This window comes from Thioalkalivibrio sp. AKL9, from assembly GCF_000377825.1.
Classification (GTDB): domain Bacteria; phylum Pseudomonadota; class Gammaproteobacteria; order Ectothiorhodospirales; family Ectothiorhodospiraceae; genus Thioalkalivibrio; species Thioalkalivibrio versutus.
Genome location: NZ_KB905107.1, coordinates 30611 through 54633 on the forward strand (window position 1 = coordinate 30611; position 24023 = coordinate 54633).

The window sequence follows — 24023 nt, forward strand, 5'->3', positions numbered from 1 at the left end:
TGGTTCTACCCGCAAGCGGCGCAACGCAGGATCGGGGAACAGGGGGCACCAACCCGACAAATCATTGAAAGAGCGGGCTCGGCCGCTTTTGCGCGTGCACGGCGTTGCGGTTCCCTTGTGCAGAATGACTGCACGGCAGTCACCGCGCCTTGTTCGCACGCAAAAGCGACTCGAGCGCGAGCGCGCGATTCAATCAGCGTCTCCCTAGCCGCGGAAGTCCGGCTCCAGTACCGATTCCGCCAGGTAGTAATACGCCGCCGGGTCCAGTCCTTGCTCAAGGAAGGGAGCCTGGAATTCCGCCTCGGCCGCAGCCAGCGGCAGCGCAGTGGAGGCCCCCACGACGCGATCACCTTCCAGCGCGAGCACCAGCGTACTATCCGGGCAGTCGACGTAGTCCTGCAGATACCGCTCTTCGTACTCCGCGCTGCCGTCGTAGAGATAGGGCCACTCGCGGAAGACTGCGATGCGCAGGCGTGCAACATCCTCCAGATAGGGGACAATCCCCGCCCCTCCCACGACCCTGAACTCCATTCGCCTCCCCAGTATCTCAATCAAACCGGCGCCGGCGTGTCCGCAGGGGCCTCCCGGCCGACACCGCGCAAGAGGCGCCCAAGGATATCCGACCCACTCAATATCCGGCGCTGACTGTCGGTCCACAGCAGGATCACGTCGTCCCCAACCACCGTGTCGCCGCTGCTGGCCGGGCGCACCCGGAAATGGGGTACCAGGCTGCCCAGCCGGTGGCTGCCATCACGCACGACCAGCGGGTGATGGCAGTGATGGTGGGGATCGAACCGCTCCGGCGCAAACAGCGCCTCGCGGGTAAAATCCGCGACCCGGATCACCGTGCGCGGCTCGCCCTCGGGATCGATGACCACCATCCAGCTGCGACCCGGCCTATTGAGTCGACGCAGGAACGCATCATCGGTACGGGGCTCGATCGCCGGGAACACCGGACGCCCGGCCTCGAAGTCCAGCGTGATCACGCTGTCCGGGGCCAGCGCCTGGCCCTCGTGTTGCACCAGGATGTCGTCCAGCTCGAGGAAATTCCGCGCGCCCCGCCCCTCGACCCGGGTAATCTCGCTGCCGTGGGCCTGCATGTGCAGGTCAATCAGGTGATGCAGGTCCCGCTCGGGGAAGAAGCGAATCTCCTCGCCCCCCAGCCAGCGGTCCAGCACCCAGGCAGTCGGCCGTGCCACCGGGTACATCAGGATCTGGTAGAAGCGCAGCAGTGGATACAGCGCCCCGGCAACCCGCAGGGCATGCCGCGAAAAATAAGACTGCGGCAGAATCTCGGCAAAGATCGTGATCACCACGGTAGAGAACAGGAATGCCGCCACGCCGCCCATCACCGAACCCGACAACAACGCCAGCAGCACGTTGACGGAGACGTTTCCCCAGAGAATGGTCACCAGGGCAAAGTTGGCATCGGCGCGCAGGGCCAGCAGGCGCTCCGCGCGCCGGTCACCCTTCTGCGCCTCGACCTCCAGCTCCAGCTTGCTGCGCGAGAACAGTCCGAGATTGAGTCCGGACAGAATCGCCGATTGGGACAGGCAGACGAGGATACCCAGCCAGGTGAGGACGCTCATGGGGTCTTTTCCTTGGGCAACACGGCGCACGAACGGGAGAGGCTTCAGGGTACCGCGTGGCAGGCCGTGCGCGCCCGCACGGAACGTTCGTTTCGTCGTGCCAAGCCGCACCCGCAAACCGGCAAAACATCTACACTCGGAGATGGGGCCGATGCCTGTCGGGCCGGCACCACAGCGGCCCGGTACGTCAGGAAACGGCCGGTCGGGCCACCGAATACGCTACAGGAGGATCTGCATGGATACTGTCTGGATCGTTGTCGCCGACGCCGCACGAGCCCGCATCTTCACCTGCGAGGGCCGTGCCTGCCAGGGGATGCACGAGAGCGAGACGCTCTCGCACAGCGAATCCCGCGCCCACAATCAGGATCTCGTCTCGGATCGTCCCGGGCGCAGCTGGAGCAGCGCCAGCGGGGACGCCCGCCACGCCATGCAGGACAGCACCGACCCCGCCGCCAACGAGCGCAACCGCTTTGCCCGACAGGTGGCCGAACGCCTCAAGTCCGCCCATAACGACGGCACCTTCAAAAAACTGGTGATCGTCGCCGCACCCTCGTTCCTCGGCGCCCTGCGCGAAATGCTGGACCCGACCGTTGCCCATAGCGTCACCGCCGAGGTCGCCAAGAACATCACCAAGTCGACCGACGCCACCACCCTGCGCAAGCACCTGCCCGACTTCCTCTACTAGGCACCATTCCAGCCCCTGGCCCCGCATAGCGGGGCCAGGGGCGACCGGTCGGCTCCAACGCCCCTCAACGCTTGCCGAGATCGTCCGGCTTCAGCGTGCCCAGCAAGCGCGGGCCGTCGGCGTGTGGCTCGAACACCGCCATTTCCGCCTCCTCGATTTCCACATCCGCGGCGTGGCGCAGGTTGAGATCGTGGCCCACAACGACGATGTTTTGCTTCGGATCCCTGGGCGGCGTGTTCAGATGCCCCCGAAGGCCTTCGATCAGGTCCTCGCGGCGTTCATCGTCCTGGATAATCGGCAGATTGTAGAGCTCGGTCCGAATCTCGTAGTCACCGAAGGCATAGTGCGCGGTCTCCCAGTTACGGCAGAACTCGCTGGTCAGTACCTGCTCCACCGGGATCGCGTAATGATCGAAGCCCTTGCCCACCTGGCGCGCCTGCTCGCGCCCGCGCGTACTCAGATTGCGCTGTCCTTCGCAATTGTCCATGTCGGACAGGTCGTAGTCGTCATGCGAACGATCGGTCGCCGCATGCCGCCAGTACACCACCAGCCCACCCGCCTGCATACGCTCGATCAGCGCATCCGGTGCCAGCGTCTCCGCAGTTGCGGTAGCGAACGCCACCAGCAACAGGGCCAGGATTGCGCTCAGCATCCCATTTCGCATGCCGTCCTCCTTGCGAGTGATGGATTCGGTGTTTCCCTTGTGTGCGGACGCTCTGCGGCCGCGGTACCCGGCACCCACCGGGCCCGCGCCTCACAGTCTCCCGGGGCTCAGTCGAAGTCGTCGGGCGTGAGCACCCCGAGTACCCGGGGCAAGTCGCTGCCGGGCTCGAACACGGCGATTTCACCCTCGTCGATGCGAACCCGGGCGGCCTGCTGAAGATTGATGTTGTGGCCCACGATCACCACGTTCTTCCCGGCATCCCCCGGCGCCGTCACCAGATAGCGCCGCAATGCATCGACCAGCTCCTGCTGGCGTTGACGGTCACGCACTGGCGGCACATTGAACAGGTCGTCACGGACCTCCCAGGAGTCCTCGCCGAAGGCAATCCGGGCACTGTCGACATTGCGGCAGAAGGGCGAGCTCAGGATGCGCTCGACCGGGATCGCGTGGCGTTCGAAGCCCTCGCCCACCTGACGCGCCTGCTCATGCCCGCGGTCGTCGAGATTGCGCTGCCCCTCGCAACGGCTCATGTCGGACAGGTCGGTGTCCCGCTGGCTGCGGTCGGTGGCCGCATGCCGCCAGTAGATCACCAGCCCACCCGCCTGCATGCGCTCGATCAGCGCATCCGGGGCCAGTGTGTCGGCGCTCGCGATTACGGGGGAAAATCCAAGGATGATCAAGAACAAGAACCAGCGCCGAAGCATCGGGACCTCCAGTAAGAAAGGGGTTCAACGAAGCAAGAGACCGTCACCCAAGGGCATCGGTTCGATGCATGTTCTGGGCGCAACCATCCGCCCGGCGCGTTGACGCCCCCCGACCCCAGCCCTAGTATGCCGTCACCCCCTTGCCCGGAAACCCGCGTCCCCATGACCTATTGTGTCGCCATCGATCTGGACGACGGTCTCGTCTTCGCCTCCGACTCCCGCACCAATGCCGGCGTCGACCAGGTCAGCACCTACAGCAAGATGCACACCTTCGAGATCGAGGGTCAGCGGGTCTTTGTGGTCCTCGCTGCCGGGAACCTCGCCACCACACAATCCGTGGTACAGCAGCTCAAACGGGACATGGAAGAAGGTGCCGACGAGAGCCTGGCCACCGTGGAGCGCATGTCGGATGCGGCCGACTATCTGGGCCGGCTCAACCGCGAAGAGGCGGAAAAGCACTCCGAGGCACTGTCCCGCTCCGGCATCAAGGCCGAGGCCACGCTGATCATCGGCGGCCAGATCGGCCAGGACGCGCCGGCGATCTTCATGGTTTACCCGCAGGGCAACTACATCACCACCTCGCAGCAGACACGCTTCTTGCAGATCGGCGAGAGCAAATACGGCAAGCCCATTCTGGACCGCATCATCGACCCGACCACCCCGCTGGGCGATGCCGCGCGCTGTGCCCTGGTCTCCATCGACTCGACGATCCGTTCGAACCTGACCGTGGGGCCACCGATCGAGGTGATGGTCTATGAGCGCGGCACCCTGACCTTCGACCATTACCTGTGCCTGGAGACGGACGACGACTACCTGCGGTCGCTCACCCAGGCCTGGGACATGAACATCAAGAAGGCCTTCACCGACCTGCCGCGCTTCGACTGGGAATCCGCCCACGAACGCAAGCAGCGCGGGACGCGCGTCAGCCGCGGCTCCGGCAAGACGGCGGGGTCTTCCTCGGCCAAGACGAAAAAGCCGCGGCGCTGAACACCGCAGCGCGGCGAAGCTACGCCGCCTGAGTCTGCACCTGCGCCGGCGAGGCCAGGAACCAGGTCTCGGCGTTCGCGCCGTGAATATCTCCGATATCCCGCTGCAGCACGTCGATGAAGGCGTGCAGGGCCTCTTCCTTGATCAATTCGTCCACGTGGGCATCGGCCGCGTGACGGCGCCCCTGGATCACCAGGCGCAGGGGCAGTTCGTTGTTCGGCAGTTTTTCCAGCGCGTCCTGTACCTGGGTCAGGGCGTGGGTAACCGACCGCGGGAAGGCGGTGTCCTGCAACAGGTAGCGCACCACATCCACGCCGTTGATGCGCCGCTTCACATGCTGACGATACATCTGGAAGCCGCTCTCCGAACGCAGGATGCTGGTCCACAGCAGTCCCTCGTAGGGCCCCGGGTCCTCACCATCCTTCTTCAGGTGGCGCAGTGCGCCAACGTCGATCTGCCGCGTCCCCATGTCGGCCCGCTCCAGGTTGCGCCCCAGGCGGATAAAGTCGTAGGCGGCATCGTGGCTCATGGTTCCGGCCAGCAGCCCGGTCAGGGTCTGGCAGCGCTGGATCACGTCCGAGAGGAATTCGAAACGTCCGCGCTTGCCGATACCCTGGTCGATATGGTCGCGCGCGAACAGATAGAGTTCGTTCATCACCTCCCAGGCCTCGGAGGGCACCAGATCGCGCGTGGTGCGAACGTTCTCGCGTGCGGCGCGCAGGGAGTTGAGGATGGAGCTGGGGTTATCGGCATCGGCCAGCAGGAACTTCACGCAGTTCCGTTCATCTTCGCGCTGGTAGTGGTTGTCGAACAGGGCCTCGTTACCGGTGACGTCCACCAGCCCCTTCCAGGACAGCTGCACCGATTTCGGCATGTCCAGCGCCAGCAGATTGAAGGCCATGACCATGCGCGCCGTGTTCTCGGCACGCTCAACGTAGCGCGCCATCCAGTACACGCGTTCTGCGACTCTCGAGAGCATCTTAGTTCTCCTCGTCCACGATCCAGGTGTCCTTGCTGCCCCCGCCCTGCGAGGAGTTCACCACCAGCGAGCCCTTGCGCATCGCCACGCGGGTCAGCCCGCCGGCGGTCACGTCGGTGCGCACCCCCTGCAGGACGAACGGGCGCAGATCCAGGTGCCGCGGTTCGATCTCGTCACCGCACAGCGTCGGGGCCACCGAAAGGTCCAGCGTCGGCTGTGCGATGTAGTTGCGCGGGTCCTTCTTGATCAGCTGCGCGAACTCGGCACGTTGCTTCTTGGTTGCGTGCGGGCCGACCAGCATGCCGTAGCCACCGGACTCGTTGGCCGGCTTCACCACCAGCTCGTCGAGGTGATCCAGCACGTAGGCACGATCCTTCTCGTTGACGCAGAGATAGGTCGGCACGTTGGGGATGATCGGTTCCTGATCCAGGTAATAGCGGATGATGTCCGGCACAAAGGCATACATCACCTTGTCGTCGGCCACGCCCGCGCCCGGCGCGTTGGCGAGCCCCACGTTGCCCTGGCGCCATGCGCGCATCAGCCCGGGCACGCCCAGCATCGAATCCGGGTTGAAGACCTCCGGGTCCAGGAACTCGTCGTCGATGCGCCGGTAGATGACGTCGACGCGCTCCAGACCATCGATGGTGCGCATGTAGACGCAGTCGTCGTCGCCGACCACCAGATCCGCGCCCTCCACCAGCTCCGCGCCCATGCGCTGCGCGAGGAAGGAGTGCTCGAAGTAGGCCGAGTTGTAGATCCCCGGCGTCAGCACCGCGATCTCCGGGTAATCCTGCGGACGCGGCGAGATCGAGGCGAGCATGTCGAACAGCTGGGTGGGATATTCATCCACCGGCAGGATGCTGGAACTCTCGAACAGCTCCGGGAACACCCGCTTGGTGACTTGCCGGTTTTCCAGCATGTACGACACGCCGGAAGGCACGCGGAGGTTGTCCTCCAGCACGTAGAACTGCCCCGAGCCGTCGCGCACCAGGTCCGAGCCGCAGATGTGTGCCCAGACGCCCTGCGGCGGCTTGATACCAACACACTGTTCGCGGAAGTTCTTCGACTGATTCAGGACATAGCGCGGAATCACCTTGTCCTGGAAGATCCGCTGCTCGTTGTAGATATCGTCGATGAACAGGTTCAGGGCATTCAGGCGCTGCTCGAGGCCGGCCGTGACCTGATCCCATTCCTTGCGCGCAATGACCCGCGGGATGATGTCGAACGGCCAGGCGCGGTCAATGTTCTCGCCTTCGGTGTAGACCGTGAAGCTGATACCCATCTCGAGAATCGCGCTGTCCGCGGCCTGCTTGCGGCTGTGGATCTCGCCCTCGTCCAGCGAGGCCAGGTATTCCGCGAGTGCCCGAGCCGGAGCGCGCGGCTGGCCAGGTTTCTCGATCAGTTCGTCGTAAAACGGGGCGGAATCGTAATGCTTCCAGTCGATGGCCATTCGTCGGGTCCTCTGACGCGGGGATGGTGTTGTTCTACAGTAACGTCTTTTCGCGCTAGCCGACGTTTCTGCCTACAGCGTTTCGTCCGGCCCGCCCCGACCGAGGTTCCCATGTCCGACGCACTCGAACAGCGCCTGATCGAACTCTACCGCCACCCGAAGATCCAGGGATGCAACTGGCAACCACGGTTGTTCTGGCATGCGGCCGCCGACGGCACGCCCTTCGGCAGCTTGCGGGTGGACGGGCGGGAACTGGAGGTGTTCCTGGCAACAATCCTGGGGGAACCTTCAACGGAACAGGCCGGGCTGGATGCCGAGCGGGACGGCCGCGGGCAATTTCTCGCCGCCAATGCGCGGCGCCACGAGCTGCCGTTGTTCACCCGCCGCTGACAAACCGCGGCGTCGCCACGAGCACCGTCATCGCGAGGAGCGCAGCGACGTGGCGACCTCCATCGGCGGCCCCGGAACCGATCCAAACGAAACGCGGGGGTACAGACGGAGGTTGCTTCGTCGCTGCGCTCCTCGCAATCACGGTGCTCGTAGCTGAGCCCCGCGAGGACGAACGTTCAGACAGGCTTGCGGAATTCGACCTGTTTCCAGTAGCCGAACAGGCTGGCCGGGGCGACCATGCAGGGCTCCTGCCCGGTCACGCGCACGAAGTCCTCGTATTCCATGTCCGGCCGGAACCCAACGGCCTTCGACAGCGGCCGCAGGCAGCGCTCGACGCCGCGCAACAACCATTGCTGCGAGGCAAAGTGGTTGACCACCAGCAAGCGTCCCCCGGGGCGGCAGACTCGCCACATCTCGGCGAACAGGGCATCGGGGTTGGGTACCACGGTGGCCACATACATCGCGACCACCGCATCAAAGCTATTGTCGGCGAAGCCGAGCTGTTCGGCATCCATCTCGCACAGGCCGGATACCGCCGGCAGACCGCCGTTCAGGCGCCCACGCGCAACCTCCAGCATCTCGCGGGATACATCGATCCCCACCACCTCGCAGTCATCCGGATAATCCGGCAGCGAGATCCCGGTGCCGACCCCGACCTCCAGGATGCGCTTGCCCGAGACCGGCGCCAGGGTCTCCCGCGCGCTGGCCCGCCCGGTCGCGAACACTCGACCGAAGGTGGCGTCGTAGTGGCGAGCGTAGCGCCGGTAACTTTTGCGAATACTGACGAGGTCCATGCCCACGCGTCCCGAATCTGAATGGCCGGGCGCCGGAAAAAGCAGCGCCCCTGATCGAAGCGAGTCCGATCAGGACTCGGGTTCGACCGCCTTCATGCTCAGACGGATGCGGCCCTGCTTGTCCACTTCCAGGACCCGCACCGTCACCGAATCCCCTTCCGAGAGGAAATCGCCGACGCTCTCGACACGTTCGTCGGAGATCTGCGAGATGTGGACCAGACCGTCACGGCCCGGCAGAATCGAGACGAACGCCCCGAAGTCCATGATCTTCGCCACCTTCCCGGTGTACTGGCGCCCCACCTCGATATCCGCCGTCAGCTCTTCGATACGGCGCTTGGCCTCGAGGCCCGCCGCCTGATCGGTGGAGGCGACCTTCACCGTGCCGTCGTCCTGGATGTCGATGGTCGCGCCGGTCTCTTCGGTCAGTGCGCGAATGGTCGCCCCGCCCTTGCCGATCACGTCGCGGATCTTGTCCGGGTTGATCTTCATGGTGATGAAGCGCGGCGCGTGCGAGGACATCTCGTCACGATGATGCGGCAGCACTTCGTTCATGCATCCGAGGATATGCATGCGGCCTTCACGGGCCTGGGCCAGCGCCCGCTCCATGATCTCGCGGGTGATCCCGTCGATCTTGATGTCCATCTGCAACGCCGTCACGCCGTCGTTGGTGCCGGCCACCTTGAAGTCCATGTCGCCCAGATGGTCCTCGTCGCCGAGGATGTCGGAGAGCACGGCGAAGCGATCGCCTTCCTTGATCAGGCCCATCGCTATACCTGCAACCGGAGCCTTCAGCGGCACGCCGGCATCCATCAGCGCCAGCGAGGTACCGCAGACAGAGGCCATGGAGCTGGACCCGTTGGATTCGGTGATCTCGGAGACCACGCGAAGCACATAGGGGAAGTCCGCCTCGTTCGGCATCACCGCCTGCACGCCACGCTTGGCGAGGCGCCCGTGGCCGATCTCGCGGCGCTTGGGTGACCCGACAAAGCCGGTTTCGCCGGTGCAGTAAGGCGGGAAGTTGTAGTGCAGCATGAAACGGTCGCGGCGCTCGCCTTCCAGGGCGTCGATGATCTGGGCATCGCGATCGGTGCCGAGGGTGGCCACCACCATTGCCTGCGTCTCGCCCCGGGTAAACACGGCGGAGCCGTGCGCGCGCGGCAGCACGCCCGTATCCACGTGGATCGGGCGTACCGTCTTGGTGTCGCGGCCGTCGATGCGCGGGTTGCCGTCGAGGATACGATCACGGACCAGGCGGTACTCCAGGTCGTGGAAGGCCGTCTTCACGTCATCCAGGTTGGGCCCGGACTCGTCTTCACTGACCAGAGCCTCCACGGCCTTGCCGCGCAGTTCGCCAATGCGCTGCGTGCGCGCCTGCTTCTCGGCGATCTGGTAGGCCTCCACCAGTTCTTCGCCGACCACCCCCTGGATCTGCTCCTCGAGCGATTCGAGCGACGCCGTCGGCTGCCACTCCCACGCGGGCTTGCCGGCCTCGGCCGCCAGTTCCTTGATTGCCTGGATCGCGGCCTGCATCTGCTCGTGGCCGTACATCACCGCACCCAGCATCACCTCTTCGGAGAGCTGGTTGGCCTCGGATTCGACCATCAGCACGGCGTTCTCGGTACCCGCCACGACAAGATCAAGGTCGGAATCCGCCAGGGCGCTGTAGGTCGGGTTCAGCAGGTACTCACCGGCGCGGTAACCGACTCGCGCGGCGCCAATCGGCCCGGCGAAGGGCACGCCGGAGAGCGCCAGCGCGGCCGAGGTCCCGAGCATCGCGGGGATATCGGGATCCACGTCGGGGTTGATCGACATTACCGTCGCGACCACCTGGGTCTCGTTCTTGAAGCCTTCCGGGAACAGCGGACGGATCGGTCGGTCGATCAGGCGACAAGTCAGGGTTTCCTTCTCGCTCGGACGCCCCTCGCGCTTGAAGAATCCACCCGGGATCTTGCCGGCCGCGTAGGTGCGTTCCTGGTAGTTCACGGTCAGGGGGAAGAAGTCTCGGCCCGGGTCGGCTTCCTTGCGAGCCACCACGGTGACCAGCACCACGGTCTCGGCCATATTGACGATGACGGCGCCACTGGCCTGACGAGCGATGTCACCGGTTTCGAAGGTGACCGTATGGTTTCCGTACTGGAATGACTTCTTGTATGCCACGTTATTTCCCGTTTCCCGTGTTCTTGCGACTTTGATGCCTGAATTCTGGCTCTCGCGACCCATTGGTGCGGGCCCGAAAGCGAACGGGCCCGCACCAATGGCGCGGGCCCGTCATGCCGGCCTTAGCGGCGCAGCCCAAGCTCCTGAACCAGGGCCTGATAGCGCTCCTGGTCATGACGCTTGAGATAGGTCAGCAACTTGCGGCGCGTGCTGACCATCTTCAACAGGCCGCGGCGCGAGTGATGATCCTGCTTGTGCTTGTCGAAGTGCCCCATCAGATGCTGGATGCGGGCCGTCAGCAGCGCGACCTGGACTTCCGGCGAACCGGTGTCGTTGGGATCGCGCTTGTGCTTCTCGACGATGGCCGATTTTTCTTCGGTGGTGAGCGACATGAAAACCTGACTCCTGAAAAATTTCTAAACCGTTAACCGACCAGTGGCGCTGGCGATAGGCGGGCAATGGTAGCACGACGCACGACGACGTGAACAGAAAGAGACCGGGCACGCTCAGGCCGGCGCGTGCGCCGCCGGCACGAACAAACGCCGCGCCCGGATCTGCCCGTCGGGGTCGCGAACACCGACCGCCAGGAAGCGGCCACCATCATCAAAAATCCGCACCAGGGGCCAGCCAGTATCCCCTTCGTACGGCGCATCCGCCGCCCCTGGGGCCTGCCCGACCACGGCGGTCGGCGCGGCCGGGTTGCCATGGCGCATGGCGGCGCTGGCGGCGACGTCGAGCGTGACCGACGGCCAGTGCGCCAGCGCCGCCTCCGCCGGTTGCAGCAAGGCCTCGATGGCGGCCACCCCGCCCGCCTCGAAGGCCGCCTCAATGGCATCCAGCGAGACCATCGCGGCGGCGTCGAAGTGGCCGTGCCCGACCCGGTGCAACGTATCCACCGCAGCTCCACAACCGAGCGCATGCCCGATGTCGGCAACCAGCGAACGGATATAGGTCCCCTTGGAACAGTGCACCGTCAAACGCAGGCCGTCCGCCGCGATCTGCTCGATCTCCAGGGAATGGATCTGCACCGGACGCGGGGGGCGGTCCACCTCCACCCCCTGACGCGCGAGCTCATACAGGCGCTTGCCCTGATGCTTTAGGGCCGAGACCATCGGCGGGACCTGCGCCTGGTCGCCACTGAACCGCCGCTCCAGCTCGCGCAGGATGGCCGGCTCGATGGGCGGCACCGCCGCCTCGCGGATCACTGCGCCATCGAGGTCCGCGCTGTCCGTCTCCACCCCCAGGCGCGCCTCGGCGACATAGCGCTTGTCCGCATCCAGCAGCCAGCCAGAGACCTTGGTGGCCTGCCCGAAGCACAACGGCAAAAGGCCCGTCGCCCGTGGGTCCAGTGCCCCGGTATGACCGGCCTTCTTCGCCTGCAACAGATACTTGACCCGGCCCAGCGCCTGGTTGGAGCTGCGCCCCCGCGGCTTGTCCAGCAACAGGATGCCGTCGACCTCGCGCCGCTTGCTCGCCATGGATGAACCGCCCGGCCGAAAACGCCCGGGCTCAGGCCCCGCGTTCCGGTCCCTCGTCCGGATCGCGTCGCTCGTCGGAGCCACCGTCATCTGCCGCGCCGTCCCCATCCGGGGCCTCGGGATCGTCCGCATGATGCGCCCGATCCTCGGCCAGCGCCTGGTTGATCAGTGACGACAGGTGCGCGCCGCGCTCCGGCGTGTCGTCATAGATGAAGCGCAATTGCGGCACCGAGCGTAGACGCATGCGCTGCCCCAGGGCCCGGCGCAGAAAACCGGCGGCGCTGTTCAAGCCCTTCTGCGCCTCCTGACCCGTCTCGGCCCCGCCGAGCTGGGTGAAATACACTCGGGCATACGCCAGATCGCGCGACACCTCGACTCCGGCCAGCGTGATCATGCCGACCCGCGGGTCCTTGACCTCCATGCGGATGAGCTCGGCCAGCTCGCGCTGGATCTGCTCCCCGACTCGGTCGGAACGATGGAAGTCGCGGTTACCGGGCATCAGAGCGTCCGGGCCACCTCGACGCGCTGGAAGACCTCGATCTGGTCACCCGCCTTCACGTCGTTGTAGTTCTTCACCGCGATACCACATTCGGTACCGGCCTTGACCTCGTTCACATCGTCCTTGAAGCGACGCAGGCTCTCCAGCTCGCCCTCGTAGATTACGACGTTGTCGCGCAGCACGCGGATCGGGTTGCCCCGCTTGACCGCGCCCTCCATCACCAGACAGCCGGCCACCTGACCAAAGCCCGAGGCCTTGAACACGTCGCGCACCTGCGCCAGGCCGACGATCTCTTCGCGGATCTCGGCCGACAGCAGACCGGACAGCGCCTGCTTCACGTCGTCGATCGCCTCGTAGATCACCGAGTAGTAGCGCACGTCGATCTCGTTCTCCGCCGCGAGGCGCTTCGCGCCCGCATCGGCACGCACGTTGAACGCGATCACGATCGCCTCGGAGGCCATCGCCAGGTTCATGTCGGACTCGGAGATCCCGCCCACGCCGGCGGAGACCACCTTCACGCGGACCTCGTCGGTGGACAGCTTGATCAGCGACTCGCGCAAGGCCTCGGCCGAGCCCTGCACATCCGCCTTGATCAGGATGTTCACGGTCGCGATCTGGCCGTCCTGCATCTGGTTGAAGATGTTCTCCAGCTTCGACGCCTGCTGCGCGGCCAGCTTACGCTCGCGTTGCTTGGTGTCGCGATGTTCTGCGACCTCGCGGGCCGTCTTGTCATCGGCCACCACCAGCACCTCGTCGCCAGCGTCCGGCACCCCGGACAGGCCCAGGACCTCGACCGGCATCGACGGGCCGACTTCCTTCACGGCCTTGCCGGTATCGTCGAACATCGCCCGCACGCGGCCGTATTCCTTGCCCGAGAGCACGATGTCGCCGTGCTTGAGCTTGCCGGACTGGACCAGAATGGTCGCCACCGGACCACGGCCTTTCTCCAGGCGCGATTCGATGACCACACCACGCGCCGGACCCTCGTCCGGGGCCTTCAGCTCCATCACCTCGGCCTGCAGCCCCAGGGACTCCAGCAGATCGTCGATCCCCTGGCCGGTATGGGCGGAGACCTGAATGAACTGGGTATCGCCGCCCCAGGACTCGGGGATTACCTCGTGCTGGGCCAGTTCGTTCATGACCCGATCCGGTTCGGCCTCGGGCTTGTCGACCTTGTTGACCGCCACGACCATCGGCACGCCCGCAGCCTTCGCATGCTGGATCGCCTCAATGGTTTGCGGCATCACGCCGTCATCCGCCGCAACCACCAGGATCACAATGTCGGTGGATTGGGCGCCGCGGGCACGCATCGCGGTAAACGCGGCATGCCCCGGCGTATCCAGGAAGGTCACGCCATCGTGGTTGTTCTTCACGTGGTAGGCGCCGATGTGCTGGGTAATCCCGCCGGCCTCGCCAGAGGCGACCTTCTCCTTGCGGATATAGTCCAGCAGCGAGGTCTTCCCGTGGTCGACGTGACCCATCACGGTCACCACCGGCGGCCGCGGACGGGCCTCGGCATTCTGCTCGAGACCGGTATCGATCTCGTCCTCGACCGAGGTTTCCTTCGCGGCGATCGGGTTATGCCCCATCTCCTCGACCACCAGCATCGCGGTGTCCTGATCAATCGACTGATTGATGGTCGCCATCACGCCCATGCCCATCAGGGCCTTGATCAGCTGCGGCGCCTTGATCGCCATCGCCTGGGCCAAGTCGGCCACGGTAATGGTTTCCGGCACCTCGACATCCCGCACTACCGGCGCGGTCGGCTTGGCAAAGCCGTGCTTGCTGGTCACGGCCTGAGCCGCTGCGGACTGTGCCTTGCGGCTCTCGCCCTTCTTGCGGCGACCGCGGCGGTCCCCGGCGACATGCAGCTCCTTGCGCTCGTCCTTGCGGCCACCCTTGCGGGCGCCCTTGCCGGCCTTGGCATCGGCTGCCGGGGCAGCCGCCGGAGCGGCCTGCCGCGCTGCGGCTTCGCGCTCCAACCGTGTCTGTTCTTCATTCTCGCGCTTGGCCTCCTGGGCCTCGAGCTCTTTCGCCCGACGCTTCTGGCGTTCTTCGCGTTCAACGGCTTCCTGCTTGCGCGCGTCGGACGCCTTGCGCTGGGCTTCGCGCTCGGCCTCCACCTGCAGCGCCAGCTGCTCGGTACGGCTGAGCGCACGCTTCGGCTTCTCGGGCACGGGCTCCGGTTCGGCAGCGGGCTCCTCGACCGGGGCCTCTTCGGCCACCTCGGGCTCCGGCTCGGCCGGGGTCTCGACGACCGGCTCTTCGGCCTTGGGCTCCTCGACCGGCACCTCTTCGGCGACCGGGGTCTCGTCCTCGACCGGGGCCTCGGGGGCCGTCTCTTCCGCCGGGTCGGCGGCACGGACTTCTTCCGGGGCCTCGGGCGCCGGGGCCTGTTGCTCTTCGGCCACCGGGGCCTCTTCCACCGGGGCCTCGGGCTGCGCCTCGGCCGGCTTGGGCTTCAGGGTCCGCTTCTTGCGCACCTCGACGTTAACCGTCTTGGAGCGCCCCTGGCCGGAGCTGACCTTGAGGGTCTGCGCCTGGGTCCGGCGCTTCAGGGTCACGCGCCCTGCGTCGCCCTCGCCATGCGCCTGACGGAGGTGATCGAGCAGCTTGCGCTTTTCGGCATCGGTGATCGCCGCTTCCGGACCATCGACCTCGACGCCCGCCTCCTTGAGCTGAACCATGAGGCGGTCAACCGGTGTTCCCACCGATTCCGCGAATTGCTGCACTGTCATTTGCGCCATGGCGCCTACCTCCATTCCAGATTCTTTTCAGGCCAACCGACAGCCTGTGATACGCGTCCGCGAGACGAGCGACCGGGGCTTACTCCCCGGTTTCGAACCACGGGGCGCGCGCCGTCATAATCAGCGCCGACGCCTCTTCCGTATCCAGGCCGGTCATCTCGACCACGTCGTCGGATGCCTGCTCCGCCAGGTCCTCCATGGTGCACACACCATGTGACGCCAGCTTGTTCGCCAACGCCGGGCTCATGCCTTCCATGCCGAGGAGATCCTCCGCGGGTTGATAGCCATCGCCACCCTCGGCCGCGATGGCCTTGGTCAGGAGCGCGTCGCTCGCACGATTGCGCAGCTCCTCGACCATGGCCTCGTCGAACTCCTCGATCGCCAGCAGTTCTGCCTCTTCCACATAGGCCACTTCGTCCAGGGTCGTAAAGCCTTCCTGAACCAGGATGCTGGCAACTTCCTCGTCGACATCCAGGGCCTCCATGAAGAACGCGACCAACTGCTGGGCCTCGGCGTCGCTCTTTTCGGCGGCCTGTTCCTCGGTCATCACGTTCAGTTCCCAGCCGGTCAGCTGGGAGGCCAGGCGGATGTTCTGGCCGCCACGGCCGATAGCCAGCGACAGCTTGTCTTCCTCGACCGCGATATCCATCGACTGCTTGTCCTCGTCGACCACGATCGACAGGACCTCCGCCGGCGACATCGCATTGATCACGAACTGAGCCGGATTCTCGTCCCAGACAATGATGTCGATGCGCTCGCCGGCCAGCTCGTTGGACACCGACTGCACACGCGAGCCGCGCATGCCGACGCAGGCGCCGACCGGATCCAGACGCGGGTCGTTGGAGCGCACCGCAATCTTGGCGCGCATACCCGGGTCACGGGCCGCGCCCATGATGTCGATAATGTTCTGGCCGACCTCGGGCACCTCGAGCTTGAACAGCTCCATCAGGAACTCCGGCGCGGTTCGGCTGAGGATCAACTGCGGGCCACGGGCCTCGGGGCGGATCTCCTTGAGATAGCCGCGCAGCCGGTCATTGGTACGCACGGTCTCGCGCGGGATCATGTGTTCGCGCGGGATCAGGGCCTCGGCGTTGCTCCCGAGGTCCACATAGGTGCCATTGCGATCCGTACGCTTGACGATCCCCATGACCAGCGTGCCAACGCGATCCTGGTACTCCGCGACGACCTTGGCTCGCTCGGCCTCGCGTACTTTCTGCACGATGACCTGCTTCGCGGCCTGGGCCGCAATGCGACCGAAGTCCACGGCCTCGACCGGCTCCTCGATCACGTCGCCGACCTGGGCATCCGGATTCTTCTGCTGGGCATAGGACAGCAGCGTCTGGTATTCCGGGGATTCGAACTCGGGGTCCTCGTCGTCCACCACGGTCCAGCGCCGGAAGGCCTCGTAATCACCCTCCTCGCGGTCGATGCTCACGCGCACGTCCATCTTGCCGCCGTGGTACTTGCGGGTCGCCATCGCCAGGGCCGATTCCAGGGCTTCGAAGATGATGTCCTTCTCCACTCCCTTCTCGTTCGCCACGGCATCAGCGACCAGCAGGATCTCCTTGTTCATGTCTTGCCTCTCCGCACTCGGCAGTTGCCTGCCGATTCAACAAAAAGCGTAGCAGCGCCCTGGACTACAGCTATTTTTTATAGCTGCTCAAGGACACGCGCGTTGTGGATCGCGGCCAGCGGCAGCTCGTAGGCCATGCCGTCCACTTCCACCTCGATCATCGGATCTTCCACCGACAGCAGTACGCCACGGAAATTGCGGCGGTCATGCTCCGGCCATGCCAGACGCACCTTCACCGGATGACCGATGTAGCTCCGGAACTGCTCGGGGGTAAACAGAGGGCGTTCGATACCGGGGCTGGACACCTCCAGGGTGTAGTTCCCCTTCAGAGCCTCCTCGACCTCGATGACCGCACCGGCCTGATCGCTGACGCGCGCGCAATCGTCCACCGTGACGCCATTCTCGCCATCGATATAGATCCGCACGACAGGCGGCGTGGAACCGGAGTGGTACTCCAGCCCCCACAGCTGCATGCCTTCCCCCTCGACAACCGGGGTCAGCAGTGTTTTCAGTTGTTCAGCCTTCTGCGACAAGGGCGTCTCGATCGACTCCGTCCCTTTGGCGGGACCCGGAAACAAAAAAAGGGCGCCGAACGCCCCTCGTACACCTCTCCAGATGACAGCAACACCTTGGGTGCTGCGAGGCGCGCGGGAGCGCGGCCCAAGGGCGATTCACCACACCGGGCGAAGACCCTTAACAAAAAGGCCCCGTACGGGGCCTCTCTGACAATTGGTAGCGGGGGCAGGATTTGAACCTGCGACCTTCGGGTTATGAGCCCGACGAGCTGCCAGACTGCTCCACCCCGCATCCGAGACGCAGAACTATACCAAAGCGGCGACCCGCCCCGCAAGGGCTGTCGCCGATTATTTACCGTGCCCGGCGCTGGCCAGCCCGCAGGTGTGGACGCAGGTCGTAGCGCCAGATGTATCCGGGCAGGGCAAACATCGCGAACAGCGACAGGGTGATAACGTAGAACTCCCAACCCTGCGGATGGATACCGCCGGTCGCCTGGAACTCCAGCCCCTTCCCGATGGCGCCGATCACGATATACAGCACCAGCCATTCGCCAATGCGGGTCCACGGCCCCTTGATGCCACTCTCCGGCACCACCATCAGGCCGATACGATCACTGAGCCAGGGCAGGTTGGCGCTGATAAACGCCACCACCACAAACCCCCAGACTAGAACATCAAACGGAATCCACTGTGTCACGAGTTACCCGATAATTGCGTAGTGGGTTAAAGACAGCAGCAGACCCGGGAAAATTCCCAACAGCAGCACCGCAAGCCCATTAATGCTAAGCGCAGCGGCCAGCGCACCGGACGGCTGGACCGGCTCCTCGGCACCTTCCTGGGGGTCGTCGAAGAACATCATCTTGACCACACGCAGGTAGTAGAAGGCGCCAATGATCGAGAAGATCACCGCGACGATCGCCAGCCAGACCAGTTCCGCGCCCACGGCGGCCTGGATCACCGCCAGCTTGGCGTAGAAGCCGACCGTCGGCGGTACACCGGCCATGGAGAACAACAGGAGCAGCATGATGAACGCAAACCAGGGGTTGCGCTTGGCGAGCCCCTTGAAGTCATCGATCTGGTCCGCTTCGTACCCCTTGCGCGACAGGAACACGATCATCCCGAAACCACCGGCGGCCGTGATCGCGTAGACGATCACGTAGAACATGGCCGAGGCGTACCCGCTGTCGGTGCCCGCCAGGATCCCCATGAACAGGAACCCGATATGGGCAATGGTCGAATAGGCCAGCATGCGCTTGATGCTGGTCTGGGCGATCGCGATCACATTGCCCACGGCGAGCGATAGGACCGCGAGGATAATCAGCATGCCCTGCCAGTCAGCGTGCAGTGGCCCCATGCCTTCCACCAGCAGCCGCATCAGGAAGGCGAATGCCGCAATCTTCGGCGCCGTGGCGATGAACAGCGTGACCGCGGTGGGCGCGCCGTCGTAGACGTCCGGCACCCACATATGGAACGGCACCGCCCCCAGCTTGAACGCGATGGCGACCACCAGGAACACCAGACCGAAGACCAGCGGGACGTTCATGCTCTCGTCCGCAGCCACCAATTCGGCGGCGATCACCGCGATATCCAGCGAACCGGTCATGCCATAGATCATGGACATGCCGTAGAGCAGCAAACCGGATGCCAGCGCGCCCAGCACGAAGTACTTCATGGCCGCCTCGGTGGCGCGCGAGTTGTCGCGCCAGAATGCGACCAGCGCGTAGGACGACAGCGACAGCAACTCCAGGCCCAGGTACAGGGTCAGCAGGTTGTGCCCCGAGATCATGATCATCATGCCGAGCACCGCGAACAGGCCCAGCACGTAGAACTCGCCCTTGTGGATACCGCGCTCCATCAGGTACGGACGGGCATACAGGAAGACCAGGAAGCTGGTCACGTACACCGCCACCTTCAGGATGTCGGCCATCGGGTCCTTCACGAAGGTATCCGAGAAGGTCAGGACCGTCTCCGGCCCCATCATCCACAGTGTCAGACCCGCCGCCGCGACCAGGGTCGCCTGCACCAGGCCGTAGGTGACATCACGCCGCGAATCCGGCAGGAACGCGTCGATCACCAGGATCAGGCACGCCATCCCGAGCACGAACATCTCGGGCACGGCGGGGAGGAAATTGGGGATCTCGAAATTCATGTCAGGCGCCCCTTCAGAGCTTCGACTGCGCGATATGCGCCACGAGGTGGTCGATGGTCGCGTTCATCACATCCAGCAGCGGGGCCGGCCATACGCCCAGCAGCAGCGTGAAGAAGGCCAGCACGCCCATCAGGAAGAACTCGCGGCGATTCATGTCGGAAAGACCGGCCACGTTCTCATTGGCCACCGCGCCGAAGATCACGCGCTTGACCAGCCACAGGGTGTAGCCAGCGGCCAGGATCAGGGTGGTAGCGGCGAGGAAGGCGATCCAGAAATCCGCCTTGAACGCGGCCAGGATGACCATGAACTCGCCGACGAATCCGGACGTGCCCGGCAGGCCGGTGTTGGCCATGGCGAACAGCACGAAGAACGCGGCGAACCACGGCATGGTGTTCACCACGCCGCCGTAATCGGCGATCTGCCGGCTGTGCAGGCGGTCGTACAGCACCCCCACCGCGAGGAACATCGCCGCCGAGATGAAGCCATGCGAGATCATCTGCACCATGCCGCCGGCGATACCCAGCGAGGCGCCTTCCCAGTCACCGGTGTTGGAGTAGATGTAGAAGGCCAGGAAGAAGCCGAGGGTCACGAAGCCCATGTGCGCGATCGACGAATACGCGATCAGCTTCTTCATGTCGCTCTGGATCAACGCCACCAGGCCGATGTAGACGATGGCGATCAGCGACAGCACGATCATCATGGTGTCGAGCACGGCGCTGGCATCCGGGGTGATCGGCAGCGAGAAGCGCAGGAAGCCATAGCCCCCGATCTTCAGCATGATCGCGGCCAGGATCACCGAGCCGCCGGTGGGCGCTTCCACATGGGCATCCGGCAGCCAGGTATGCACCGGGAACATCGGGATCTTCACCGCGAACGCCATGAAGAACGCGAGGAAGATCAGGATCTGCGCGGTCAGGCCGATCTGCAGGGCATGGAAATCCTGGATCAGGAAGCTGCCGGACTGGATGTACATCCAGATCAGCGCGACCAGCATGAACACCGAACCGAGGAAGGTGTAGAGGAAGAACTTGAGGGTGGCGTAGACGCGCCGCGGACCGCCCCAGATCCCGATCACCAGGAACATCGGGATCAGCATCGCCTCGAAGAACACGTAGAACAGCACCGCATCCATCGATGCGAACATGCCGATCATCAGGCCTTCCATCACCAGCATCGCCGCCATGTAGTAGGCGATGCGGTCCTTCACCGATTCCCACGCGGCAACCACCACGACCACGGTGATCAGCGTGGTCAGCAGGATCAGCGGCATGGAGATGCCGTCCACACCCAGGTGGTAGTTCACGTTGAACGCCGGGATCCAGGAGGCCAGCTCCTGGAACTGCATCTCGGCGGTCCCCCGCTCGAACACGAACCAGAGCGGCAGGCTGACGACAAAGGTCGCTACGGCCACCGCGAGCCCGAGCCGACGCGCCACATGGGGCGCGTCGCGCCCGGCGGCGAGCACCAGGAAGCCACCGAGAATCGGCAGCCAGATCAACAGACTCAAGATAGGCCAGTCAGCAAACATGGTCGTTCCTTGAAACAGCGATGGGCTTCGAGCGCATGGGTGTCGAAGCCGCTCAGATCACGAAGGCGAACATCAGGACCAGCAGGCCGATGATCATCACGAACGCGTAGTGGTAGAGGAAGCCGGACTGCATGTGGCGGACACGCGACGAGATCCAGCCGATCGAGCGCGCCGTGCCATTGACCAGCAAGCCGTCGATGATCAGCGCGTCACCATAGCGCCACAGCGCCCGCCCGAGACGCACCGACCCGCCGGCAAAGAACCAGTCGTTGAAGCGGTCGAAGCCGTACTTGTCCTCGAGGATGCGCACCCCGAGCTTCAGGCGCTCGGCGATCAATGCCGGCAGTTCCGGCCGCTTCATGTACAGGTACCAGGCGGTCGCCAGGCCGGCCATGGCCAGCCAGAACGCCGGCAGCATCAGACCGTGCAGTACAAACCCGATGACCCCGGTGTAGGTCTCGCCCTTGGTCGCCAGCACATCCTGCTCCGGCAACACGAACAGGCTGTTGGCGAAGAAGTCACCAAACAACATCGGACCGATGAAGTAGCCAGCCACGACCGACGGGATCGCCAGCAGGATCAGCGGCACGGTCACCACCCACGGCGACTCCTTCGGCTGCAACGGACCGTGGTGGTGGTCATCACCATGCTCATCGTCGTGTTCGTCGCCGTGGTCCGGCATGTACTTGTGCGCCTGGTCATAGCGCTCCTCGCCATGGAACACCATGAAGAACATGCGGAAGGTGTATAGCGCGGTGACGAACACCCCGGCCAGCACCAGCCAGTAGGCGAACGTGGCGCCCGGGGTTTCGGAATAGCCCACCGCCTCGATGATCGCGTCCTTGGAGAAGAACCCGGAGAAGAACGGAAAGCCGATCAACGCCAGTGACCCGATGAGCGCCGTCACGTAGGTGATCGGCATGTACCGACGCAGGCCGCCCATCGCGCGCATGTCCTGCAGGTGGTGCATGGCGATGATCACCGACCCGGCCGCCAGAAACAGCAGCGCCTTGAAGAAGGCGTGGGTCATCAGGTGGAACAGCCCCGCGGCGTAGGCCGACGCACCCAGAGCCACGGTCATGTAACCCAGCTGGGACAACGTCGAATAGGCGACCACGCGCTTGATGTCGTTCTGCACCAGCCCGATCAGGCCCATGAAGAACGCAGTGATCGCGCCGATGATGAGAATGAACGACAGCGCCGCGACCGAGAACTCGTACAGCGGCGACATGCGCGCGACCATGAAGATGCCCGCGGTCACCATGGTGGCCGCGTGGATCAGCGCGGAGATCGGCGTCGGGCCTTCCATGGAATCCGGCAGCCAGACGTGCAGCGGCACCTGTGCGGATTTCCCCATCGCACCGATGAACAGGAAGATCAGGGCCAGGTCCAGCAGGCCGAAGGTCCAGCCCGGCCAGATGGTGATCGTGGCCTCGCTCATCGCCTGGCCTTCGGCGAACACCTCGGTGTAGTTGAGGCTGCCGGTGTAGAACACCAGCGCGGCGATACCGATCAGGAAACCGAAGTCCCCGACCCGGTTCACGATGAACGCCTTCATGTTCGCGTAGGTCGCGGTCGGGCGCTTGTACCAGAAGCCAATCAGCAGATAGGAGACCAGTCCCACGGCCTCCCAGCCGAAGAACAGCTGCATGAAGTTGTTCGCCATCACCAGCATCAGCATGGAGAAGGTGAACAACGAGATGTACGCAAAGAAGCGCTGATAGCCCGGATCGTCCTTCATGTACCCGATGGTGTAGATGTGCACCATCAGGGAGACGAAGGTGACCACGAGCATCATCATCGCGGTCAGGTTGTCGACCAGGAACCCGACTTCGAACTGGATGCCGTCCGACACCAGCCAGGTGTAGAGGGTCTCGTTGTAGACCCCGGCATCCCCGAAGACATGCGCCCAGAAGACCACCACAGACAGGATGAACGACACCGCCACCCCCAGGATGGTGACGGTGTGCGCCCCGGCACGGCCAATCTGGCGACCGAACAGGCCGGCGGCGATCGCGCCGAACAGCGGCGCCAGAACAATGAGCAGATAGATCGTATCCATGGCCGTTTATCCCTTCATTGCATCCATGTCCTGGACGTTGATGGTTCCGCGATTACGGAACAGCAACACCAGGATGGCGAGGCCGATGGCCGCCTCGGCCGCGGCGACGGTCAGGATGAAGAACACGAACACCTGGCCCGCGAGGTCCTGCAGGAAGAACGAGAAGGCAATGAAGTTGATGTTCACCGCGAGCATCATCAGCTCGATGCACATCAACAGCACGATCACGTTTTTCCGGTTCAGGAAGATCCCGGCCACGCTAATGGAAAACAAAAGCGCGGCCAGCACCAGGTAGTGCTCTAGCGTAATCATGTTCTAGCCCTGAGTTCTTTCGGGGACGTTGGCCGCCCCCGGTGTCCGGGTCCCGGCGCGCGGCCGGGATGCCTGTGTACTCGGTGTGCCTACTTCGAGCCGTCGTCCCTGCCCGGGGCGTTCGCCCCGGAACCCTGCGCACCCCGGCGCGGGGCTTCTTTCTTCTCCGACGGCATGGCGACCATGCGCACCCGCCCTTCGCGGGAGACCGCCATCTGCTTGCCCGGGTCGATCGACTTGTTGTCCGGCCGCTTGCGCATGGTCAGCGAGATCGCGGCGATGATCGCGACCAGCAGGATGACCGCGGCGATCTCGAACGGATAGACGTACTCGGTGTACAGGATCGCGCCCAGGGCCTCGGTGTTGGCGTACTCGGGGCCGGCGCGCTCGGGGGCGTCCATGGTGATGTAGCGGGTAATCACCAGCACCAGCACGGTGGCCATGGCCAGCGCGACCACGATCCCCGCCGGCAGATACTCGGCGAAGCCCTCGCGCAGTTTGGCGAGGTTGATGTCCAGCATCATCACCACGAACAGGAACAGCACCATGACCGCGCCGACGTACACCAGCACCAGGACGATGCCCAGGAACTCGGCCTCCGCCATGACCCACAATGCCGCAGCGGCAACAAAGCAAAGCACCAGGAACAGCGCCGCATGCACCGGGTTGCGCACGCTGATCATCGCCAGCGCACCTCCCAGCAGCATCGCACCGAACAGGTAGAAAAGGACAAGCTCGAAGGTCATGAGGCGTTCCCTGCG

Annotated in this window: 22 protein-coding genes, 1 tRNA gene and 1 pseudogene; 3 read left to right on the forward strand and 21 right to left on the reverse strand. The window is 64.6% G+C overall.

From position 1 onward, the window contains the following. Positions 1–207: 207 nt before the first annotated feature. Positions 208–531: pseudogene (locus tag D573_RS13780) on the reverse strand (hypothetical protein); the annotation flags it as partial. A gap of 20 nt (positions 532–551) precedes the next feature. Beyond that, the gene (locus tag D573_RS0106010; RefSeq protein ID WP_018937943.1) at positions 552–1589 is read right to left on the reverse strand and encodes a DUF21 domain-containing protein; all 1038 of its coding nucleotides are present in this window, start codon (positions 1587–1589) and stop codon (positions 552–554) included. Between the two features lie 235 nt (positions 1590–1824). Between D573_RS0106010 and D573_RS0106015 the strand changes: the two genes are divergently transcribed. Continuing rightward, positions 1825–2274 (forward strand): host attachment protein, encoded by a 450-nt coding sequence (locus D573_RS0106015; protein ID WP_018146209.1) that lies wholly within the window; start codon positions 1825–1827, stop codon positions 2272–2274. Between the two features lie 64 nt (positions 2275–2338). Here D573_RS0106015 and D573_RS0106020 read toward each other — a convergent pair whose 3' ends face one another. Continuing rightward, positions 2339–2938, reverse strand: coding sequence for a histidine phosphatase family protein (locus D573_RS0106020; protein WP_018937944.1), 600 nt, complete (start codon positions 2936–2938; stop codon positions 2339–2341). 107 nt (positions 2939–3045) lie between these two features. After that, the gene (locus D573_RS0106025; protein ID WP_018937945.1) at positions 3046–3642 is read right to left on the reverse strand and encodes a histidine phosphatase family protein; all 597 of its coding nucleotides are present in this window, start codon (positions 3640–3642) and stop codon (positions 3046–3048) included. A 162-nt stretch (positions 3643–3804) separates the two neighbouring features. Here D573_RS0106025 and D573_RS0106030 point away from each other — a divergent pair, with 162 nt between their 5' ends. Then, positions 3805–4629: a proteasome-type protease gene (locus tag D573_RS0106030; protein ID WP_018937946.1), complete on the forward strand. Its 825-nt coding sequence runs from the start codon at positions 3805–3807 to the stop codon at positions 4627–4629. A gap of 19 nt (positions 4630–4648) precedes the next feature. On the opposite strand, the gene D573_RS0106035 is transcribed toward D573_RS0106030, so the two are convergent. Together D573_RS0106035 and D573_RS0106040 are read right to left on the reverse strand one after the other, a co-directional pair. Continuing rightward, positions 4649–5608: an alpha-E domain-containing protein gene (locus D573_RS0106035; protein ID WP_026313083.1), complete on the reverse strand. Its 960-nt coding sequence runs from the start codon at positions 5606–5608 to the stop codon at positions 4649–4651. A 1-nt stretch (position 5609) separates the two neighbouring features. Beyond that, entirely contained in the window at positions 5610–7058 is a 1449-nt protein-coding gene (locus D573_RS0106040) for a circularly permuted type 2 ATP-grasp protein (protein ID WP_018937947.1), read from the reverse strand. Positions 7059–7169: 111 nt separating this feature from the next. Between D573_RS0106040 and D573_RS0106045 the strand changes: the two genes are divergently transcribed. Then, positions 7170–7448, forward strand: a complete 279-nt coding sequence (locus D573_RS0106045; RefSeq protein WP_018937948.1) for a hypothetical protein — start codon at positions 7170–7172, stop codon at positions 7446–7448. 176 nt (positions 7449–7624) lie between these two features. Here the strand turns inward: D573_RS0106045 and D573_RS0106050 are convergent, their stop codons facing one another. The 15 genes from D573_RS0106050 to D573_RS0106120 form a co-directional block, all read right to left on the reverse strand. Next, on the reverse strand, positions 7625–8242 hold the full coding sequence (locus D573_RS0106050) for a class I SAM-dependent methyltransferase (protein ID WP_018146216.1): 618 nt from the start codon (positions 8240–8242) through the stop codon (positions 7625–7627). A 69-nt stretch (positions 8243–8311) separates the two neighbouring features. Next, on the reverse strand, positions 8312–10399 hold the full coding sequence (pnp, locus tag D573_RS0106055) for a polyribonucleotide nucleotidyltransferase (protein WP_018937949.1): 2088 nt from the start codon (positions 10397–10399) through the stop codon (positions 8312–8314). 122 nt (positions 10400–10521) lie between these two features. After that, positions 10522–10791: a 30S ribosomal protein S15 gene (rpsO, locus tag D573_RS0106060; protein ID WP_018146218.1), complete on the reverse strand. Its 270-nt coding sequence runs from the start codon at positions 10789–10791 to the stop codon at positions 10522–10524. A 114-nt stretch (positions 10792–10905) separates the two neighbouring features. Continuing rightward, positions 10906–11877, reverse strand: coding sequence for a tRNA pseudouridine(55) synthase TruB (gene truB / locus D573_RS0106065; protein WP_018937950.1), 972 nt, complete (start codon positions 11875–11877; stop codon positions 10906–10908). 31 nt (positions 11878–11908) lie between these two features. Further along, on the reverse strand, positions 11909–12376 hold the full coding sequence (gene rbfA, locus D573_RS0106070; protein WP_018937951.1) for a 30S ribosome-binding factor RbfA: 468 nt from the start codon (positions 12374–12376) through the stop codon (positions 11909–11911). Next, on the reverse strand, positions 12376–15138 hold the full coding sequence (gene infB / locus D573_RS0106075; RefSeq protein WP_051076212.1) for a translation initiation factor IF-2: 2763 nt from the start codon (positions 15136–15138) through the stop codon (positions 12376–12378). Before infB ends, rbfA begins: the two co-directional genes overlap by 1 nt. 64 nt (positions 15139–15202) lie before the next feature. After that, entirely contained in the window at positions 15203–16696 is a 1494-nt protein-coding gene (gene nusA / locus D573_RS0106080; protein ID WP_018146222.1) for a transcription termination factor NusA, read from the reverse strand. 77 nt (positions 16697–16773) lie between these two features. Continuing rightward, entirely contained in the window at positions 16774–17229 is a 456-nt protein-coding gene (gene rimP / locus D573_RS0106085) for a ribosome maturation factor RimP (protein ID WP_018176459.1), read from the reverse strand. A gap of 197 nt (positions 17230–17426) precedes the next feature. Beyond that, positions 17427–17503 (reverse strand) — tRNA-Met (locus D573_RS0106090). A 60-nt stretch (positions 17504–17563) separates the two neighbouring features. Further along, entirely contained in the window at positions 17564–17908 is a 345-nt protein-coding gene (locus tag D573_RS0106095) for a DUF2818 family protein (protein ID WP_026287928.1), read from the reverse strand. Between the two features lie 3 nt (positions 17909–17911). Beyond that, the gene (nuoN, locus tag D573_RS0106100) at positions 17912–19360 is read right to left on the reverse strand and encodes an NADH-quinone oxidoreductase subunit NuoN (protein WP_018167896.1); all 1449 of its coding nucleotides are present in this window, start codon (positions 19358–19360) and stop codon (positions 17912–17914) included. 13 nt (positions 19361–19373) lie between these two features. Then, on the reverse strand, positions 19374–20888 hold the full coding sequence (locus D573_RS0106105; RefSeq protein ID WP_018167897.1) for an NADH-quinone oxidoreductase subunit M: 1515 nt from the start codon (positions 20886–20888) through the stop codon (positions 19374–19376). Between the two features lie 52 nt (positions 20889–20940). Further along, on the reverse strand, positions 20941–22950 hold the full coding sequence (nuoL, locus tag D573_RS0106110; protein WP_018146227.1) for an NADH-quinone oxidoreductase subunit L: 2010 nt from the start codon (positions 22948–22950) through the stop codon (positions 20941–20943). 6 nt (positions 22951–22956) lie between these two features. Beyond that, positions 22957–23262, reverse strand: a complete 306-nt coding sequence (gene nuoK, locus D573_RS0106115) for an NADH-quinone oxidoreductase subunit NuoK (RefSeq protein ID WP_018141813.1) — start codon at positions 23260–23262, stop codon at positions 22957–22959. 89 nt (positions 23263–23351) lie between these two features. Beyond that, positions 23352–24008, reverse strand: a complete 657-nt coding sequence (locus D573_RS0106120; protein ID WP_018167898.1) for an NADH-quinone oxidoreductase subunit J — start codon at positions 24006–24008, stop codon at positions 23352–23354. Positions 24009–24023: the final 15 nt, after the last annotated feature.